Here is a 19,185-nt window from a genome sequence, read left to right as displayed (position 1 = left end):
AAAGCCGCCTCAGTCCGACTTCGCGGCGGGCGGCACCTTCGGGTTGCCCTTCTGCCGTTCGCGGAAGAGGGCAGCACGCATCAGGAAGATGGTGGTGATCGGCGCCGTCAGCACGATGAACAGCACGATCAGCATCGCGTGCAGGAACAGGCTGAAGCCCTGCACCGAGAAGTAGGCGATGGTGGCCACCGTCAGGCACCAGGCGCCCACCGTGGCACCCAGCGTGGGCGCATGGATGCGGCGGAAAAAAGTGGGCAGGCGCACCAGGCCGAAGGAGCCGATGGCCGCGAAGGCCGCGCCCAGCACCGCGAACACGGCGGTGATGATCTCGGCCCACAGGGGCAGGGCAGCGGCGCTCATTCGATGACCTCCCCGCGCAGCAAAAACTTCGCGATCGAAGTCGACCCGACGAAGCCGAACAGCGCCACCAGCATCGCCGCCTCGAAGTACACGCTGCTCGCGTAGTTGATGCCGAGCACCAGCATCATCAGCATGCCGTTGATGTAGAGGCAGTCCAGCGCCATCACGCGGTCTTGCGCGGACGGTCCGGCCAGCAGGCGGAACAGGGCGCACAGCATGGCCACGGCGAGCAGGAACAGCGCGGCCTTCAGGGCCCAGTAGAGAACAGGGGTCATGATTCGAAAATCTCCATCAGCGGACGTTCGTAGCGGGTCTTGATCATGGCGATGAAGGCCGCGTCGTCCTCGACGTCGAACACGTGGATCAGCAGCATGGTGCGATCGAACGACACCTCGCCCCAGGCGGTGCCGGGCGTGAGGCACATGATCATCGCGAGCACGGCCAGGCCGTTGGGGTCGCGCATGTCGAGCGGAATGTGCACGAAGCGCGCCGAGATGTCGGCGGTGCGGCGCGTGAGCAGCAGCCGCGCCACGTCGTACGCCGACTTCAGCATGTCGAAGGTGACGAGAAACGACAGCCGCAGCGCCACGCCGGGCCGGCGCATGCGCACCCTGGCGGGCCGCAGGCCCTTGGTGATCAGCGGCACGGCAATGGCGAGCACCGCGGCCGACAGCAGCGTAGCCGCTTCGAGCGACTGGTTGAGCAGCAGCCAGATGACGAACAGCGCGAACGACAGCGGCGGGGAAGGCATCAAGCGCTTCATGGCCTGGCCTCCTCTTTCTTCGCAGGCACCGGGTTGGGCTTCTGCTTGGCGCCGAGCACGGCCTCGCGGTAGGCGGTGGGCGTGCGCAGGCCGCCGGCGGTGGCTTGCGCGTGCTGCATCACGGGCTCGGCCCACACCGTGAGCGCGACGCAGGCTGCGAGCAGGGCGGCCACCGGCAGCACCTCGAGTGCGGGCAGCGAGGGCATGGTGGGATGGTGCTGCGTCCAGAAATGGCGGATGCCGGTGCGGCTCAGCGCGATCAGCGAGAGAAAGCCCGCGACGATCAGCAGGCCGAGGAAGGTCCAGCCGGCGGTGGTGACGGCCTTGGCGTCGAGCAGGCCCGAGAGCATGGCGAACTTGCCGACAAAGCCCGACAGCGGCGGCAGGCCCGCCAGCAGCAGTGTGCACAGCATGAAGCTCAGGCCGAGAAAAGCCACGCCCGCCGGGATGGCACGGCCGTAGAGCGCCTGCGCGTCGTCGTCGAGGTTCACGTCGTTGAGCGCGCGCAGGTCTTCGGCCAGGAAGGGCGCGTTGCCCGCCGCTTCGTGCGGCGCGACGCTCATGCCCGCGTTGCGCCAGCGCTCGATCATGTCGATCAGCAGGAAGAACGCCGCCACCGCGAGCGTGGAGCTCAGCATGTAGTACAGCGCGCCTGCCCACACGGCCGGATCGCCGAGCCCGACGGCGGCCAGCAGCGTGCCCGCCGACACCAGCACGCTGAAGCCCGCGAGGTTCGACAGCCGTTGCGTGCCGACGATGCCGATGGCGCCAACGAACAGCGTGGCCAGCCCGACGCTCACCAGCGCGGCCTGCCCGAAGGCCGCCGAGGCGCCGGTGTCGGGCGCGAACAGCACGGTCCACAGGCGCAGCACGGTGTACACGCCGAGCTTGGTGAGCAGCGCAAACACCGCGCCCACCGGCGACACGGCCGCGCTGTAGGCCGGCACCAGCCAGAAGTTGAGCGGCCACGCGCCCGCCTTGGCGAAGAACGCGGTGGCCAGGATGGCCGCGGCCGCGTGCACGAGGCCGCGGTCGCCCGGTGCCAGTTCGGCGATGCGCGCGCCCAGGTCGGCCATGTTGAGCGTGCCGGTCACGCCGTACAGAATGGCCGCGCCGATGAGGAACAGCGACGAGGCCGCAAGGTTGATCGCGATGTAGTGCAGGCCGGCGCGCACGCGCAGCTGGCCCGAGCCGTGCAGCAGCAGGCCGTACGAGGCCGCGAGCATCACCTCGAAGAACACGAACAGGTTGAACAGGTCGCCCGTGAGGAAGGCGCCGTTCAGGCCCATGAGCTGCAGCTGCAGCAGCGGATGAAAGTGCACGCCCGCGCGGTCCCAGCGCGAGGTCGAGTAGATCGATGCGGCAAAGGCGACCACGCCCGTCAGCGCGACCATCATGGTCGAGAGCCGGTCGGCCACCAGCACGATGCCGAAGGGCGCGCGCCAGTTGCCCGGCAGGTACACGCCGATGGAGCCCGGGCCGCCGCCGGTGTCGGCCGCGTTCACCCAGCGCAGCAGCGCGAGCGCAGCGAGCAGGCCGATCAGGCCCGAGACCACGCTGAGGAACGACTTGGTGCGCCGGCGGTTCTCGTTCATCAGCAGCATCAGCGCCGCCGTGAGCATGGGCACGAGAATCGGCACCGCCACCAGGTGCGGCATGCTGAACTCGAGGAAGCGGTCGAGCAGGTGCAAGAGGTCGTTCATTCCACGGCCTCCCGCTCTTCACCGTCCACGTGGTCGGTGCCCGACAGGCCGCGCGAGGCGAGCATCACGACCAGGAACAGCGCGGTCATCGCGAAGCCGATCACGATGGCGGTGAGCACCAAGGCTTGCGGCATCGGGTCGGCCGTGTTGGCCAGCGTGGCCTTGAAGCCTTCGACCAGCACCGGCTCGCTGTCGACCTTGAGCCGGCCCATGCTGAAGATGAACAGGTTGACGGCGTACGAGATGAGCGTCAGGCCCATGATGACCTGGAAGGTCCGCGGGCGCAGCAGCAGATACACGCCCGAGCCGGTGAGCACGCCGATGGCGATGGCCAGCACGATTTCCATCAGCGGGCCCCTCCGGTGATGGCCGCAGCCGCAGCAGCGGCTTCCTCGGCTTCGGCGGCGGCGCGCGCCTCCGCTTCTTTCTCTTCCTGTTCGTCGGCCCAGCGGTGGCTTCGGATGGACTGGTGGGCCAGCGCGGTGAGGATCAGCATGGTGGCGCCGAGCACCAGCGCGAACACGCCGATGTCGAAGAAGAGGGCGCTGGGCACGTGCATGTCGCCCAGCAGCGGCACGTGCAGGTGGGCGGTGTGCGTGGTCAGGAAGGGATAGCCGAAGACGAGCGCGCCGCCGCCGGTGGCGAGTGCGAACAGCAGGCCGATGGCGATCCAGCGGCGCGGGTAGATGCGCAGGTGCTCTTCGACCCACTCGGTGCCCGAGACGATGAACTGCAGCACCAGCGCGACCGACATCACCAGCCCCGCGACGAAGCCGCCGCCGGGCGCGTTGTGGCCGCGCATGAAGAAGTACACCGACACCAGCACGGCCACCGGCAGCACCAGGCGCACCAGCACGGCCGGCACCATCAGGTAGCCGATGGCGGAGTCGGTGGCGCGGCGCGGGTTCAGCAGGTCGCTGCTGCCATCGTCGACCTGCAGGCGTTGCTGGATGGGCAGCGCCATCGATTCGATGGCGGGCCGGAAGCGCCGCAGCAGCGCATACACGGTGAGCGCCACGATGCCCAGAACGGTGATCTCGCCGAAGGTGTCGAAGCCGCGGAAGTCGACCAGCATCACGTTGACTACGTTGGTGCCGCCGCCTTCGGTGAGCGCGCGTTCGAGGAAGAAGGGCGAGATGCTCTGCGGGAAGGTGCGCGTCATCAGGGCCCAGGCCAGCGCCGCCATGCCGCAGCCGGCGATGGTGGCCACTAGCAGGTCACGCCCGCGCCGGCCCCAGGGCCGCAGCCGTGCGCGCGCAGGCTGGATGACGTCCTTGCTGCGCATCGGCAGCCAGCGCAGGCCCAGCAGGATCAGCACCGTGGTCACGGCCTCGACCACCAGCTGCGTGAGCGCGAGGTCAGGTGCCGAGAACCAGATGTACGTGACGCACGAGACCAGCCCGGCGCCCGCGGCCAGCATGAGCGCCGCGAGCCGGTGGAACTTGGCCTGCCACGCGGCCGCCACGGCGCAGATGCAGCCGATGAGCCAGGTCATCGCGAACATCGGCGAGAACGGCAGCAGCTCGCGCGTGCCGCGGTCGGCTGGCGTGGCCCACAGCGACGCCGCTGCACCCGCCACCGCTACCACCACCAGCCACAGCAGTTGCCATTGCAGGCGGCGCGTGCCGAACAGGCGGCGGCTGCGCCGGCCGGCCTCGCTCAGCAGCGCGATGAGGTGTTCGAAGATGAGTTGCCCGTCGAAGCGGTGCAGCAGCGGCGTGCGTTCGAGGCGGCCGCTGCCCAGCGGGCGGCGCAGCAGCAGGTAGAGCGCGGCGCCGCCCGCGAGCGCGACGAAGCTCATCATCAGCGGCAGGTTGAAACCGTGCCACACGGCCAGGCTGTATTCAGGCAGCGTGCCGCCGACCACCGGCGTGGCCGCCGCCGCGAGCATCGGCCCGACCGACCAGGCCGGCGCCACGCCCACCACCAGGCACAGCAGCACCAGAAACTCGACCGGCACGCGCATCCAGTGCGGCGGTTCGTGCGGCGGCTTGGGCACGTCGGGGCCGCAGGGTGGGCCGAAGAACACGTCGAACACGAAGCGCGCCGAGTACGCCACGCTGAAGATGCCCGCAATGGTCGCGATGACCGGCAGGCTGAGGTCGATCCAGGGCGTGGCCTGGATGAAGACCGTCTCGGCGAAGAACATTTCCTTCGAGAGAAAGCCGTTGAGCAGCGGCACGCCGGCCATCGAGGCGCTGGCGATGATGGCCAGCGTGCCGGTGATGGGCATGAGCCGCATCAGGCCGCTGAGCTTGCGGATGTCGCGCGTACCGGTCTCGTGGTCGATGATGCCGGCGGCCATGAACAGCGAGGCCTTGAAGGTCGCGTGGTTCATCACGTGGAACACCGCCGCCACCGCCGCCAGCGGGCTGTTCAGGCCCAGCAGCAGCGTGATGAGGCCCAGGTGCGAGATGGTCGAGTAGGCCAGCAGCGCCTTCAGGTCGCGCTGGAACATCGCCGCGAAGCCGCCCAGCAGCAGCGTGATCGCGCCCGCGCCGCCGACCATCCAGAACCACTGCTCGGTGCCCGAGAGCACCGGCCACAGGCGCGCCATGAGAAACACGCCCAGCTTCACCATGGTGGCCGAGTGCAGGTAGGCCGACACCGGCGTGGGCGCGGCCATGGCGCGTGGCAGCCAGAAATGGAACGGGAACTGCGCGCTCTTGGTGAACGCGCCGAGCAGGATCAGCACCAGCGCCACCGGGTACAGCGCGTGCGCGCGGATGATGTCGCCCGAGACCAGCACGATGTCGAGTTCGTAGCTGCCGACGATGCGGCCCAGCACCAGCACGCCGGCCAGCAGGCACAGCCCGCCCGCGCCCGTGACGGTGAGCGCCATGCGCGCCCCGCGCCGCGCGTCGCGCCGGTGGTGCCAGTAGCCGATGAGCAGGAAGGAGAAGAGGCTGGTGAGCTCCCAGAACAGCACCATCTGGATCAGGTTGCCCGAGAGCACCACGCCCATCATCGCGCCCATGAACGCGAGGAAGAACGAGAAGAAGCGCGGCACCGGGTCGGAGGCCGACATGTAGTAGCGCGCATAGAGCACCACCAGCGCGCCGATGCCCAGCACCAGCATGCAGAACAGCCACGCGAAGCCGTCGAGGCGGAACACGAGGTTCAGGCCGAGGGCGGGGAGCCACTCGATCTCTTGCCGCAGCACGTTGCCGTGCGAGATCTGCGGAAAGAGCCATGCGACCTGGATGGCGCAGCCCAATGCGACGAGCCCTGCGAGGGTCGACTCCCGGTTGCGCGCGTTGGACGGCATCAACGCGGCCAGCACGCTGGCAAGAAAGGGGAGTGCGACGAGAAGGGCGAGGGGCATTGGGGGTCGATTCTATCGATCGACCCTCTGCGAAGCCCCTGTCTATAACCGCAGGAGCGCGGGCAGTTTTGTCGCTGTCACGAAGCCAGCACGAGCTGCACGCTGCGAATGCCCAGCCAGGTCAGCACCAGCGAACCGCACAGGTGCAGCAGGCCGGTGCCCAGCGCCAGCAGCGGCCGTCCGCCGAGCAGCAGCGCGACCACTTCGGCCGAGAAGCTCGAGAAGGTCGTGAGCCCGCCGAGGAAGCCGGTGATGAGCAGCAGGCGCCACACCGGGTCGAGTTGCGGCAGCGCCTGGAACACGGCCACGGCCACGCCGACGAAGTAGCCGCCGACGAGGTTGGCGGCCAGCGTGCCGTAGGGCACCGGACCGCCGGTGTTGAGCCAGAGGCCCAGGCCCCATCGGGCGAGGGCGCCGCACGAGGCGCCGAGACAGATTGCAAGAGCCGGAAGCAGCATGGGCCTATTGTCGGTGGGTCGCGGCCCCTCGAGTTCAGGGCGCCATTTGCTGGGGCAACCACGTCACCAGCTGCGGCACGAAGTAGATGAGCAGCACCGCCGCCACCATCAGTCCGAACATCGGCAGCGTGACGCGCGCGATGTAGAGCAGATCTTTCCCGGTCATGCCCTGAAGCACGAACAGGTTGAAGCCCACCGGTGGCGTGATCTGCGCCATCTCGACCACCAGCACGACGAAGATGCCGAACCAGACCGGGTCGATGCCGGCCGCGATGACGGTCGGCATGATCACGCCCATGGTCAGCACCACCATGGAGATGCCGTCCAGGAAGCAGCCCAGCACGACGTAGAACGCGGCGAGCATCAGGATCAGCTGGAACTTCGACAGCCCCAGCGAGCCGATCCACTCGGCCAGGTGGCGCGGCAGTCCGATGTAGCCCATGGCCAGCGTGAGGAAGGCCGCACCCGCGAGGATCAGCGCCATCATGCAGTACAGGCGCGTGGCCCCGAGCAGCGCTTCCTTGAAGCTGTGCCAGGTGAGCGAGCCCTGCGCGGCCGAGATGACCATGGCGCCGACCACGCCCACAGCCGCCGCCTCGGTGGCCGTGGCGATGCCGGCATAGATGGAGCCCAGCACCGACAGGATCAGCAGCGCCACCGGGATCAGCGACATCGAGGCCCAGAGCTTCTCGACGAAGGGCAGCTTCGCGTCGGCGGGCGGCACCTTGTCGGGGTTGCGCAGCGCCCAGACCACGATGTAGCCCGAGAACAGCAGCGCCAGCAGGATGCCGGGGATGACGCCCGCGATGAAGAGGCGTGCAATCGACACGTCGGCGCTCACCCCGTACACGATCATGATGATCGAGGGCGGGATCAGCAGCCCCAGCGTGCCGGCGCCGGCCAGCGTGCCGATGACCATGTCGTCGGGGTAGCCGCGGCGCTTGAGCTCGGGCAGGCTCATCTTGCCGATGGTGGCGCAGGTGGCTGCGCTCGAGCCCGACACCGCAGCGAACACCGCGCAGCCCACCACGTTGGTGTGCAGCAGCCGGCCGGGCAGGGCCTGCATCCAGGGCGCGAGGCCCTTGAACATGTCCTGCGACAGCCGCGTGCGAAACAGGATCTCGCCCATCCACACGAACAGCGGCAACGCCGTGAGCGTCCAGCTCGAGGCCGATCCCCAGATGGTCACGGCCATGGCGTCGCCCGCGGGGCGCGACGAGAAGATCTGCATGGCGATCCACGCCACGCCCGACAGCGTGAGGCCGATCCACACGCCGCTGCCCAGGATGAGGAACAGCGCGGCGATCAGCAGGCCGGCAATGGCGATGTCACTCATGGCGCAGCGCCTCCGTTTCGGCGGACTGGGCCGGGCGGCCGCGCCACTCGATCACGAACTCGTCGAGCGACGCGATCGCGAAGACGATGGCGCCGAGCGCCATCGACAGCTGCGGAATCCACAGTGGCGTGGCGTCGTTGCCGGTGGAGATGTCCTGGTAGTCGAGCGATTGCCAGACCAGGCGCACGCTGTACCAGGCAAAGAGCAGGGCGAGCAGCGCTGCGGCGCCCATGGCCCAGCGTTCGAGCCAGCGCCGTGCCGCGGGCGGCAGGTTTTGCATGACCAGCGTCACGCGGATGTGCTCGCCGCGCTTGAGCGTGTGCGCAAGCGCCAGGAAGCCTGCGCCGGCCATCAGGTAGCCGGCGTAGGCGTCGATGCCGGGAATGTTGAAGTGCAGCTGCCGGCCGAGGATGGAGAGCAGCACCATCGCCAGCAGGCCGATCATGAAAAGCGCCGCCAGGGCGGCGGCGCTCAGGTAGAGAAAATCCAGCGTCTTGCGCATCGGGTGCCGTGCGTGCGAAGCCGGATCACATCTTCTTGTAGGCGTCGACGACGGCCTGGCCTTCGGGGCCGGTCTTCTCGGTCCACTCCTTGATCATGGTGTCGCCGACCTTCTTCATGTCGGCCTTGAGCTGCGCCGAGGGCACGTGCACCGTCATGCCGTTCTTCTTGAGCAGATCGAGGTACTCGACGTTCTTCTTCTTCGAGGTGTCCCAGCCGCGCTTCTCGGCATCGGCCGCCGCCTTGAGCAGCGCCTGCTGCGTGGGCTTGTCGAGCGCGTCGAAGGCCTTCTTGTTCATGAGCACCGCGTTCTTCGGCAGCCAGGCCTGGGTGTCGTAGAAGTTCTTGATGTACTCGTAGGTCTTGGTGTCGTAGCCGGTGGAGCCCGAGGACATGTACGACTCGATCACGCCCGTGGCCATGGCTTGCGACAGCTCGGCCTGCTGCACGGTGACGGGTTGCGCGCCCACGAGCTCGCCGATGCGCGCGGTGGCGGGGCTGTATGCGCGCCACTTCACGCCCTTCAGGTCGGCGGCCGAGGCGATCTCTTTCTTCACGAAGATGCCCTGCGGCGGCCATGCCACGGCGTACAGCAGCTGGATGCCCTGTTCGCCCAGCTTCTTTTCGAGCGCGGGCTTCTGTGCCTGGTAGAGCTTCCAGGCGGCGTCGTAGCTGTCGGCCAGGAAGGGGATGCCGTCGGCGCCGAACATCTGCCATTCGTTCTGGTAGTTCACCAGCAGGATTTCGCCGAGCTGCGCCTGGCCGCCCTGCACCGCACGCTTGATCTCGGGTGCCTTGAACAGCGACGCATTGGCATGCACCGTGATCTTGAGCTTGCCGCCGCTGCCCTTGTCCACGTCGCTCGCGAACTGCGTGATGTTCTCGGTGTGGAAGTTGGTGGTCGGGTAGGCGGTGGGAAGGTCCCACTTGGTTTGCGCGAAGGCGGCGGCGCCGAAGGTGAGGCCCGCCAGGGCCATGCCGAACTTGTGATTCATGAACGCGCTCCGGAATGTGGTTAAAGCTGGATGAAAGAAAAGCATACGTGCAAATTCCGGGCCATTCGCTGAGGCATTTCCCTGCCATGTGGCGTCGATGCGGCACAAAGTGCGGGCGTAAAAAAACCGCCTCGGGGGCGGTTTCCTGGTTTCAGGGTGCTGTCACTGCTTGGCGGGTTTCGCTTCGGCCACCTTGGCGGTCTTGCCCGCCTTGGCAGGTGCTGCAGCACCGTCGAAGCTCTGGCCGTTGACCGTCAGGCCCTCGGCCGACAGCTTGGCCGCGCTCTTTTCCTTCACGCCCTTCACGCGCTGCATGAGGTCGGGCCAGTCCTTGAACTCGCCTTCCTTGCGGGCGTCGAGGATGCGCTTGGACAGCGAGGGGCCGACGCCCTTGAGGCCGTCGAGGTCGGCGGCGCTGCCCTTGTTGGCGTCGACCGCGGCGAACGAGACGGCCGCGAAGCACATGGCGAGCGTGGCGATGATTTTCTTGAACATGGTGAAAACTCCCTCTTCAATTGTTGGTATGACTAAGCCGACAGGAATATCGGCTTCGGCTCAACGAGAGGGCGCGCGCACCAGTTGACGTGAAAACGGGGCCCAGGGCCCCGTGTGACGATTGTTCAGAACCGTGGTCAGAGTTCTTCCACGCGACGCGGTGGATAGCTGTCCCAGGCCTGGCAGCCGGGGCAGTGCCAGAAGTACTGGTGCGCCTCGAAGCCGCAGGCCGCGCAGCGGTAGCGCATGAGCGGCCGGGTGGCCTGGTCGAGCGCGCGTTGCACTTGCGGATGGAACTGCTCGTGCTCGAAGCGCTCGCCGGCCAGCCAGCGTGAGGCGGCGACCAGCGAGGGCTGGTGCGCGAGGTGGGCGATGTAGCTGTCGCGCGGCGTGGGGGCTTCGGTGGGCGCGTCGGTCGCGTCCGATGGCGTGGCATCGGGTGTGCCGCCGAGCGCGATCATCGCTTCGAGCACGTCGATCGACGGCGACTCGGCATAGCGCCGCTGCAGCAGCGCCAGCGCCTCGCCTTCTCGGTGCGCGGCCACGGCCGCCTTTTGCAGTGACGCGGCGTACAGCGGCAGCGCCAGCGGCGCCGTGTCGCTGAGTCCTTCGAGCGTGTCGAAGGCTGCGGCGGCTTCGCCGTTGCGCAGCTGCAGGGTGGCGGTGTCGATGGCCGGCCGCGGGGCTTGCGGTGCCAGGGCCCGAGCCTGCGTGAGCAGGTCGCTGGCGCCCGGCAGGTCGCCCGCTGCGACGCGTTCGTTGGCCTGCTCGCACAGGTGATGGGCGCGCCGCGTGCTGTAGCTGGCCTGGTCGGACTCGTCGAGCTTCTGCGCCACGTCGGCGGCCTGGGCCCACTCGCGCGAGCGTTCGTAGATGGCCAGCAGCGCGAGCCGGGCCTCGTTTTCGTAGCGCGTGCCTTCGAGCTTCTGCAGTGCGGCCTCGGCGCGGTCGAGCAGACCGGCGCGCAGGAAGTCTTGTGCCAGCGCATGCTGGGCGCGTTCGCGGTCGGCGCGGCTCAGGTCGCCGCGGCCCAGCAGGTGCTCGTGCACCCGCACGGCCCGCTGGTACTCGCCGCGGCGGCGGAACAGGTTGCCGAGCGCGAAGTGCAGCTCTTGCGTGTCGGGGTCGTTCTGCACGGCCTCGATGAAGGCGTCGATGGCCTGGTCCTGCTGCTCGTTGAGCAGGAAGTTCAGGCCGCGAAAGTAGGCCTTGGGCGCCTGCCGGTTCTCGAGCTTGAGCTGGCGAATGTCGAAGCGCGATGCGAGCCAGCCCAGCACGAAGGCGACGGGCAGGCCGATCAGCAGCCAGCTGGGATCAAAGTCCATGTTGACGTACGGCGGGAAGGTCGGTGGCCGAGATGGACGGCACGGTCGCGGAGGCGGTGGCGGCAGCCAGCGGCGCGGGCGAGGGGGCTTCGGAAACCGCAGGCACCTGGGCTGCGGCGGCGCGGTGCTTCCACCACCCGGGCAGCATGCCGAGCGCACCCACAACGAGCCCGCCGGCAAAGGCCGCGAGCACGACGAGCACCAGCGGCGCGCGCCAGTGGGTTCCGAAGAAGAAGTAGACGGTCGCGTCGTGCTGGTTGTTCAGCGCGAAGGCGAAGAGCGTAAAAAAAATGGCTGCCTTGAGCAGCCACAGGAGGTATTTCATGCGCGTTCCCGTTGGCGGGACGATTCTACGTTTGCAGCCATCGGGGCAGCCCTGCCATCAGGCCTTGCGGCCGGCGGCTTCCTTGCCTGCATCGAGTTCGGCGGTCTTCGCGTCGACGGCTTCGCGCAGCGCCTTGCCCGGCTTGAAGTGCGGCACGCGCTTCTCGGGAATCTGCACGCTCTCGCCCGAACGCGGGTTGCGGCCGATGCGTGGCGGACGGCGGTTGACCGAGAAGCTGCCGAAGCCACGGATCTCGATGCGGTGGCCGCGCACCAGCGCGTCGCTCATCGCGTCCAGGATGGTCTTGACGGCGTATTCGGCATCGCGGTGCGTGAGCTGTGCGAAACGGGCGGCGAGTTCTTCGACGAGGTCTGAGCGGGTCATAGGCCAAACATAAACGAAAAACGTGGACGAAAAAAAAGACAGAGCGGCCCCGGGGGGCCTGCCTCTGTCTTCGGACTCAGCTTACTTGTTGTCGCTGTTGTCGAGCTTGGCGCGCAGCAGGGCGCCCAGGCTGGTCGTGCCCGCGTTTTCGCGTGCCGACTGCTGGCTCAGGTTGGCCATGGCGCCTTGTTCGTCAACCATGTCCTTCTGCTTGATCGACAGCTGGATGTTGCGGGTCTTGCGATCCACATTCACCACGATGGCCGTGACTTCGTCGCCTTCCTTGAGCACGTTGCGGGCATCTTCAACGCGGTCGCGCGAGATTTCCGAAGCACGCAGGTAGCCGATGATGTCTTCGCCGAGGTCGATTTCAGCGCCGCGGGCGTCCACGGTCTTGACCTTGCCGGTCACGATCTGGCCCTTGTCGTTCACGGTGGTGAACGTGGTGAACGGATCGCTGTCGAGCTGCTTGATGCCCAGCGAGATGCGTTCGCGGTCGACGTCGACAGCCAGCACGATCGCTTCGACTTCCTGGCCCTTCTTGTAGTTGCGAACGGCGGTTTCGCCGGTTTCGTTCCACGAGAGGTCCGAGAGGTGAACCAGGCCGTCGATGCCGGCAGCCAGACCCACGAACACGCCGAAGTCGGTGATCGACTTGATCGGGCCCTTGACGCGGTCGCCACGCTTCGTGTTTTGCGCGAACTCTTGCCACGGGTTGGCCTTGCACTGCTTCATGCCCAGGCTGATGCGGCGCTTGTCTTCGTCGATTTCCAGGACCATGACTTCGACTTCGTCGCCCAGCGAGACGATCTTGTTCGGAGCGATGTTCTTGTTGGTCCAGTCCATTTCGGAGACGTGCACCAGGCCTTCGATGCCGGGTTCGAGTTCGACGAACGCGCCGTAGTCGGCAATGTTCGTGACCTTGCCGAACAGGCGGGTCGATTGCGGGTAGCGGCGCGAAACGCCCATCCACGGGTCGTCACCCATTTGCTTGAGACCCAGCGAGACACGGTTCTTTTCGGTGTCGAACTTGAGGATCTTGGCGGTGATTTCCTGGCCGGCCTGAACGACTTCGCTCGGGTGGCGAACACGGCGCCATGCCATGTCGGTGATGTGCAGCAGGCCGTCGATGCCGCCGAGGTCCACGAACGCACCGTATTCGGTGATGTTCTTGACCACGCCGCGGACAACAGCGCCTTCCTTCAGGGTTTCCATCAGCTTGGCGCGCTCTTCGCCCATGCTGGCTTCGACCACGGCACGGCGCGACAGCACGACGTTGTTGCGCTTGCGATCGAGCTTGATGACCTTGAATTCGAGGGTCTTGTTTTCGTACGGGGTCAGGTCCTTGATCGGACGCGTGTCGATCAGCGAACCCGGCAGGAATGCACGGATGCCGTTGACCAGAACGGTCAGGCCGCCCTTGACCTTGCCGCTGGTGGTGCCGGTGACGAAGTCGCCCGATTCCAGGGCCTTCTCGAGGGCGAGCCACGAAGCCAGACGCTTGGCGGTGTCGCGCGAGAGGATGGTGTCGCCGTAGCCGTTTTCAACGCTGCCGATGGCAACGGAAACGAAATCGCCGGCCTGGACTTCGAGTTCGCCCTTGTCGTTCTTGAACTCTTCGATCGGCACATACGCTTCGGACTTCAGACCAGCGTTGACGACGACGTGGTTGTGTTCGACGCGCACGACTTCGGCCGTGATGACCTCGCCGCTGCGCATTTCGGAACGCTTCAGGGACTCTTCGAATAGGTCGGCAAAAGATTCAGACATTTATGGTTCCTTCCGTCAGGCAGGGTTGGCAGGCGCTCTTGCGAAATTGCGTGCGGCTGCTGGAGGTCTGTAGACGGCGGTTAGGTTGTGGGCATGAGCCCGGTTGGTGGAACAACCAGCAGGCCAGTGCGCTGTCGCGCGGAAGGAGCCTGCTGGAGCGGTAGGCGCCACCCGGAACACCCGGGAGACGCAAGCCTTTCAAGCGGACTTGAAAGGCTGCACTTCAATCCGCTCAAGCGGACTTGAACGGTTGAATTTCTTGCCACCAGTTCAACACCGTGTCGATCGAATGTTCGATGGACAGCTGGGAGTTGTCGAGGTGGCGAGCGTCCTGCGCCGGCTTCAGAGGGGCGACGCTGCGGGAAGAGTCCCGGGCGTCACGTGCTTCCAAGTCGGAGCGAAGACTGTCGAGTGTAGTCGAAATACCCTTTGAAATCAACTGCTTATGCCGCCGTTCGGCGCGCTGGGCGGCACCGGCCGTGAGGAACACCTTGAGCGCCGCGTCGGGGAAGATCACGGTGCCCATGTCGCGTCCGTCGGCCACGAGGCCGGGCAGGCGGCGAAAGCGGTGTTGCAGGTCTTGAAGCGCCTCGCGCACGGCCGGCAGCGCGGAGACGCGCGAGGCATCCATGCCGGCGGCTTCGGTGCGGATGTCGTCGCTCACATCGTCGCCGGCCAGCAGCACCTTGCCCTCGGTGAACTGCAGGGGCAGGGCGGCCGCGAGGGCGGCGATCTGCGCCTCGTTCGCGGCCGTGGCCTCCAGGCCGGCGCGGCGGGCGGCGAGCCCGGTCACGCGGTAGAGCGAGCCCGAGTCGAGGTAGTGATAGCCCAGCAGGCGCGCCACCTCGGCGGCCAGCGTGCCCTTGCCCGAGGCGGTCGGGCCGTCGATGCAGATCACGGGCACCTCGGCAGCCTCGGCCACCGAGAACAGGGTCTCGAAGTAGTCGGGGAAGGTCTTGGCGACGCAGTGCGGTTCGAGGATGCGCACCGCCACGCCGGCCGAATTGAAGGCCGCGAGCGAAAAACACATGGCGACGCGGTGATCGTCATAGGTGCGGATGCTGGCGGGCCGCCATCCGGCAGCCGGCAGCGGATGGACGCGGATGAAATCCGGCCCCGCCTCGACCGTCGCGCCGAGCTTCTGCAGCTCGTTGGCCATGGCGTCGATGCGGTCGGTTTCCTTCACACGCCAGCTCGCGATGTTGCGCAGCGTGCTGGGGCCGTCGGCGTACAGCGCCATGACGGCCAGCGTCATGGCCGCATCGGGGATGTGGTTCGCGTCGAGGTCGATGGCCTTGAGGGGCCAGGCGCCGCGGCGGATTTCGAGCCAGTTCGGGCCGCTGTCGACCAGCGCACCCATTTGCGCGGCGGCATCGATGAAACGGATGTCGCCCTGGATCGAGGCCGCGCCGACGCCTTCGATCCGGATGCCGTTCTGGCCCGAAACGCCCGTTGCAATGGCGCCGAGTGCTATGAAATAGCTGGCAGACGAGGCGTCCGCCTCGACGTGGATCTCACCCGGCGAGCTGTAGCGGCTGCCGGCGGGAATGGTGAAACGCTCCCAGCCGTCGCGCCGCACCGTGATGCCGAAGCGCGCCAGCAGGTTCAGCGTGATTTCGATGTAGGGCTTGGAAATCAGTTCGCCGACGACCTCGATCACGATGTCGTTGGCTGCGGCGAGCGGCAGCGCCAGCAACAGGGCGGTGAGGAACTGGCTCGACACGTCGCCGCGCACGCGGATCGGCGCGCCGAGTGCCAGTTCGTCGTGCGACACCGGATGGATGCGCAGCGGCGGATAGCCGGGGTTGCCGAGGTAGTCGATGCGGCAGCCGAGCTGCGTCAGGGCGTCGACCAGGTCGCCGATCGGGCGCTCGTGCATGCGCGGCACGCCGCTGAGTTCGAACTCGCCGCCGAGCAGGGACAGCGCCGCGGTCAGCGGGCGCATCGCCGTGCCGGCGTTGCCCAGGAACAGCGGCAGCAGCGTGGCGTCCATCGCCGGCGGGAGCTTGCGGCCCAAGCCCGTGATGCGCAGCGAACTGCCGGCCGGTTCGATGCCGCAGCCCATCGCACGCAGGGCGTCGAGCATCACGCGCGTGTCGTCGGAATCGAGCAGGTCGTGGATCGTCGTGGTGCCGCTGGCGAGCGCGGCCAGCAGCAGCACGCGGTTGGAGATGCTCTTGGAGCCCGGCAGCCGGACCGTGCCGGCGGCGCCCACGAGAGGCGGAAGATCGAGGAAAGCGGTCGAGAACATGTCAGCTGTCCTGCAGGGCCGAGGCGTCGGAACTCGCATTCGGCTTCCAACGCGCGCGCGCCTTGCTGGCGGAGGCGATGGATTGCTCCAGCCCCTGAAGGTCGCCGGCGGTCATCAGCGCTTCGAGATCGTCGAGCGCCTGCCGGACAGCCCTCGATTGTTGGAGCACCTGCTCGCGATTGGCCAGCAGCACATCGCGCCACATGACCGGATCGCTGGCGGCGATGCGCGAAAAGTCCCGAAAGCCCGGTCCGGCCAGGTCCAGGAAGCGGTCGCCTTCGGGCTGTGCGGTCAGCGCATTGATGTACGCGAAGGCCAACAGGTGCGGCAGATGGCTCACGGCGGCAAAAGCGGCGTCGTGCGCTTCGTGCGTCATGGTGACGACGTTGGCGCCGATGCCGCTCCACACCTGCGAGGCGCGCTGCACGTTCGAGCGCAGCGTGGTCTTGACCGGGGTCAGCACGACCTGGCGGCCGGTGAACAGCGAGGCTTCGGCGTGCTCGATGCCGGAGACTTCCTTGCCGGCGATCGGGTGCGCCGGCACGAAGTTCGCGAATTGCTTTTGCAGGCCGTTGCGCGCGGCTTCGATCACGTCGCCCTTGGTCGAACCCACGTCCATCACCAGCGTGTCGGCCGAGATGCCGTGGCGGATGGCCTTGAAGGTGGCTTCCGAGGCGGCCACCGGCACCGCCAGCAGCACGAGGTCGGCGCCGGACACCGCCAGCAGCGCCGAGGGCGCCGCCACGTCGATCACGCCGAGCTGGCGCGCCCGCTCAGTGGTGGAGGGCGACTTGCTGTAGCCGACCACGCGTTTCACCAGCTTCGCGCGCTTGAGCGCGAGCGCAAAGGAGCCGCCCATGAGGCCGCAGCCGATCAATCCCAGTTGCTCGAACATCGCGTCGGTCCGTTCGGCTCAGGCTTTGATCGGGTAGGCGCCGAGCACCTTGTAGAAGGCGCAGAGGCCGCGCAGTTCGGCCAGTGCCGCGGCCACGTTGGGCTGCGAGGGGTGGCCGTCGAGGTCGATGTAGAAGTAGTACTCCCACTGGCCGGTGCGTGCGGGGCGCGACTCGAAGCGCGTCATCGACACGTTGTTGGCCTTCAACGGCACCAGCAGGTCGTGCACTGCGCCGGGCCGGTTCGGCACCGAGACGATGAGGCTCGTGCAGTCCTTGCCCGAGGCCGGCGGCATGGCCAGCGTCTGCGGCAGGCAGATCACCGAGAAGCGGGTGCGGTTGTACGAGTCGTCCTGGATGGCGTGCGCCACGATGTGCAGGCCGAAGCGGGTGGCGGCGCGTTCGCCGGCCAGCGCGGCCCAGGCCGGGTTAGTGGCCGCGAGGCGCGCGCCTTCGGCGTTGCTCGACACGGCGCGTCGCTCGGCGTTGGGCAGGTGCTTGGACAGCCAGGTCTGGCACTGCGCCAGCGCCTGCGGGTGGGCCAGCACGGCCTCGACGCCTTCGAGCGAATTGCTGCTGCGCATCAGGTGATGGCGCACCAGCAGGCTGACTTCGCCGACGACATGGGTGGGCGAGTGCAGGAACAGGTCGAGCGAGCGCGTGACCACGCCTTCGGTCGAGTTCTCGACACCGACCACGCCGTATTGGGCGCTGCCTGCTGCCGTGGCGTGGAACACCTCGTCGAAGCTGGCGCAGTAAATCAGGTCGGCGGCGCCGCCAAAGTACTCGATGGCGGCCTGTTCGCAGAAGGTGCCTTCGGGGCCGAGCACGGCCACGCGCTGCGGCGACTCGAGGGCCAGGCAGGCCGACATGATCTCGCGCCAGATGGCTGCGACATGGAGGTCCTTGAGCGGACCGCCATTGCTGCTTTGCATCTTGTCGATGACCGCGGCAACGCGGTCGGGGCGGAAGAACGGCGTGCCTTCGCGCTTCTTGACCTCGCCGACCAGCTCGGCCACATGGGCGCGCTCGTTGAGCAGGCTCAGGAGCCGTTGGTCGAGCGAGTCGATCTGCACGCGCAGATCGGCCAAGCTTTCGGAATTGTCGGGGGAGGTGGGTGGTGTGGGGGCAGAGGCGGTCATCGGTGCGAGCAACAGGGCATGCGCCTACGCATGCGATCGCTCGAATTCTCTCATGTAGGCCACCAAGGCCTGCACCCCTGCCAGCGGCATGGCGTTGTAGATGCTCGCCCGCATGCCACCGACCGACTTGTGACCCTTGAGCTGCAGCAGTCCGGCTTCGCGTGCACCGGCCAGGAAGGCTTCGTTGCGGCTTTCGTCGGCCAGGAAGAACGGCACGTTCATGCGCGAACGGCAGCTTGCGTCGATGCGGTTGGCGTAGAAGTCGGAGCCGTCGATGAAGCTGTAGAGCAGCGTCGCCTTCTCGATGTTGCGTTGCTCCATCGCGGCGATGCCGGTGAGTCCGCCTTCGGTCTGCTGCAGCAGCCACTGGAACGTGAGCCCCGCCATGTAGATGCCCCAGGTCGGCGGGGTGTTGTACATGGACTGGTTGTCGGCCACGGTCTTGTAGTTGAACGCGCTCGGGCAGATTTCGAGGGCGTGGCCCAGCAGGTCGTCGCGCACGACCACGATGGTCAGGCCGGCGGGGCCGAGGTTCTTCTGGGCGCCGCCGAAGGCCAGGCCCACGCGGCTCCAGTCGACGCTGCGCGAGGCCACGTGCGACGAGAAATCGATGACCAGCGGCGCCTTGCTGCCAAGCGCGGCCAGGTCGGGCAATTGCTGGAACTCGATGCCGTTGATGGTTTCGTTGCTGCACACGTGCACGTACGAGGCATCGGCGGACAGCTGCCAGCGCGCGGGATCGGGCAGCTTCGTGTGCTGGTTGTCGACGTTGCTCGCGGCCACGCGAGCCGTGCAGTAGCGCTGCGCTTCCTTGTGCGACTTGGCGCTCCAGCTGCCCGTGACGACGAAGTCGGCGGCGGCGCCGCGCGACAGGTTCAACGGCACGATGGCGTTTTCGCCAAGGCCGCCACCCTGCATGAACAGGATGTGAAAGTGCGAGGGGATGGCCAGCAGCGTGCGGATGTCGGCTTCCGCCTGGGTGCAGATGGCACCGAATTCCTTGCCGCGATGGCTCATTTCCATCACGCTCATGCCGCTGCCCTGCCAATCGAGCATCTCGGAAGCGGCGCGTTGAAGCACCGCCTCCGGCATGGCAGCCGGACCGGCCGAAAAGTTGTAGGGGCGCTTGCCGGCCGGCGTCTGCTGCTGGGTCACGTTG

Annotated in this window: 19 protein-coding genes; all 19 read right to left on the bottom strand. The window is 67.3% G+C overall.

Annotation, left to right across the window (positions count from 1 at the left end):
* Positions 1 to 9: 9 nt before the first annotated feature.
* Positions 10 to 360, bottom strand: coding sequence for a monovalent cation/H(+) antiporter subunit G (gene mnhG / locus GFK26_RS31025; RefSeq protein WP_153285341.1), 351 nt, complete (start codon positions 358 to 360; stop codon positions 10 to 12).
* Positions 357 to 635: a K+/H+ antiporter subunit F gene (locus GFK26_RS31020; RefSeq protein WP_153285340.1), complete on the bottom strand. Its 279-nt coding sequence runs from the start codon at positions 633 to 635 to the stop codon at positions 357 to 359. The genes mnhG and GFK26_RS31020 overlap by 4 nt, the downstream gene beginning before the upstream one ends.
* A complete protein-coding gene (locus GFK26_RS31015; protein ID WP_153285339.1) occupies positions 632 to 1,123 on the bottom strand; it encodes a Na+/H+ antiporter subunit E in 492 nt (163 codons plus the stop codon). The genes GFK26_RS31020 and GFK26_RS31015 overlap by 4 nt, the downstream gene beginning before the upstream one ends.
* Complete coding sequence (locus GFK26_RS31010; RefSeq protein WP_153285338.1) at positions 1,120 to 2,826, bottom strand: monovalent cation/H+ antiporter subunit D; 1,707 nt, start codon at positions 2,824 to 2,826, stop codon at positions 1,120 to 1,122. Before GFK26_RS31010 ends, GFK26_RS31015 begins: the two co-directional genes overlap by 4 nt.
* The gene (locus GFK26_RS31005; protein ID WP_056582686.1) at positions 2,823 to 3,173 is read right to left on the bottom strand and encodes a Na+/H+ antiporter subunit C; all 351 of its coding nucleotides are present in this window, start codon (positions 3,171 to 3,173) and stop codon (positions 2,823 to 2,825) included. The genes GFK26_RS31010 and GFK26_RS31005 overlap by 4 nt, the downstream gene beginning before the upstream one ends.
* Positions 3,173 to 6,151, bottom strand: coding sequence for a monovalent cation/H+ antiporter subunit A (locus GFK26_RS31000; protein ID WP_153285337.1), 2,979 nt, complete (start codon positions 6,149 to 6,151; stop codon positions 3,173 to 3,175). Before GFK26_RS31000 ends, GFK26_RS31005 begins: the two co-directional genes overlap by 1 nt.
* 77 nt (positions 6,152 to 6,228) lie before the next feature.
* A complete protein-coding gene (crcB, locus tag GFK26_RS30995; protein ID WP_194273985.1) occupies positions 6,229 to 6,609 on the bottom strand; it encodes a fluoride efflux transporter CrcB in 381 nt (126 codons plus the stop codon).
* Between the two features lie 34 nt (positions 6,610 to 6,643).
* Positions 6,644 to 7,945, bottom strand: a complete 1,302-nt coding sequence (locus GFK26_RS30990) for a TRAP transporter large permease (protein WP_153285336.1) — start codon at positions 7,943 to 7,945, stop codon at positions 6,644 to 6,646.
* Positions 7,938 to 8,447, bottom strand: coding sequence for a TRAP transporter small permease (locus GFK26_RS30985; protein ID WP_153285335.1), 510 nt, complete (start codon positions 8,445 to 8,447; stop codon positions 7,938 to 7,940). Before GFK26_RS30985 ends, GFK26_RS30990 begins: the two co-directional genes overlap by 8 nt.
* Positions 8,448 to 8,472: 25 nt before the next feature.
* Entirely contained in the window at positions 8,473 to 9,441 is a 969-nt protein-coding gene (locus tag GFK26_RS30980) for a TRAP transporter substrate-binding protein (RefSeq protein WP_153285334.1), read from the bottom strand.
* A 162-nt stretch (positions 9,442 to 9,603) separates the two neighbouring features.
* Positions 9,604 to 9,936: a ComEA family DNA-binding protein gene (locus GFK26_RS30975; protein WP_153285333.1), complete on the bottom strand. Its 333-nt coding sequence runs from the start codon at positions 9,934 to 9,936 to the stop codon at positions 9,604 to 9,606.
* 137 nt (positions 9,937 to 10,073) lie between these two features.
* Positions 10,074 to 11,261, bottom strand: a complete 1,188-nt coding sequence (gene lapB / locus GFK26_RS30970; protein WP_153285332.1) for a lipopolysaccharide assembly protein LapB — start codon at positions 11,259 to 11,261, stop codon at positions 10,074 to 10,076.
* Positions 11,251 to 11,586, bottom strand: a complete 336-nt coding sequence (locus tag GFK26_RS30965) for a LapA family protein (protein ID WP_153285331.1) — start codon at positions 11,584 to 11,586, stop codon at positions 11,251 to 11,253. The genes lapB and GFK26_RS30965 overlap by 11 nt, the downstream gene beginning before the upstream one ends.
* Positions 11,587 to 11,643: 57 nt before the next feature.
* Positions 11,644 to 11,970 carry an integration host factor subunit beta gene (locus GFK26_RS30960; RefSeq protein WP_056582668.1) on the bottom strand — a complete coding sequence of 109 codons (327 nt, stop codon included), beginning with the start codon at positions 11,968 to 11,970 and terminating at the stop codon, positions 11,644 to 11,646.
* Positions 11,971 to 12,051: 81 nt separating this feature from the next.
* Positions 12,052 to 13,740 carry a 30S ribosomal protein S1 gene (rpsA, locus tag GFK26_RS30955; protein WP_056582667.1) on the bottom strand — a complete coding sequence of 563 codons (1,689 nt, stop codon included), beginning with the start codon at positions 13,738 to 13,740 and terminating at the stop codon, positions 12,052 to 12,054.
* 232 nt (positions 13,741 to 13,972) lie between these two features.
* Positions 13,973 to 15,991 carry a bifunctional 3-phosphoshikimate 1-carboxyvinyltransferase/cytidylate kinase gene (locus GFK26_RS30950; protein ID WP_153285330.1) on the bottom strand — a complete coding sequence of 673 codons (2,019 nt, stop codon included), beginning with the start codon at positions 15,989 to 15,991 and terminating at the stop codon, positions 13,973 to 13,975.
* A 1-nt stretch (position 15,992) separates the two neighbouring features.
* Positions 15,993 to 16,886 carry a prephenate dehydrogenase gene (locus GFK26_RS30945; RefSeq protein ID WP_153285329.1) on the bottom strand — a complete coding sequence of 298 codons (894 nt, stop codon included), beginning with the start codon at positions 16,884 to 16,886 and terminating at the stop codon, positions 15,993 to 15,995.
* Positions 16,887 to 16,904: 18 nt separating this feature from the next.
* The gene (pheA, locus tag GFK26_RS30940) at positions 16,905 to 18,026 is read right to left on the bottom strand and encodes a prephenate dehydratase (RefSeq protein WP_153285328.1); all 1,122 of its coding nucleotides are present in this window, start codon (positions 18,024 to 18,026) and stop codon (positions 16,905 to 16,907) included.
* Positions 18,027 to 18,050: 24 nt separating this feature from the next.
* Positions 18,051 to 19,181, bottom strand: a complete 1,131-nt coding sequence (gene serC, locus GFK26_RS30935; RefSeq protein ID WP_153285327.1) for a 3-phosphoserine/phosphohydroxythreonine transaminase — start codon at positions 19,179 to 19,181, stop codon at positions 18,051 to 18,053.
* Between the last annotated feature and the right edge of the window lie 4 nt (positions 19,182 to 19,185).

Source organism: Variovorax paradoxus, assembly GCF_009498455.1.
Classification (GTDB): Bacteria; Pseudomonadota; Gammaproteobacteria; order Burkholderiales; family Burkholderiaceae_C; genus Variovorax; species Variovorax paradoxus_H.
The sequence above is the reverse complement of the archived record's forward strand: the minus strand, read 5'-3'. Positions and strand labels throughout refer to the sequence as shown.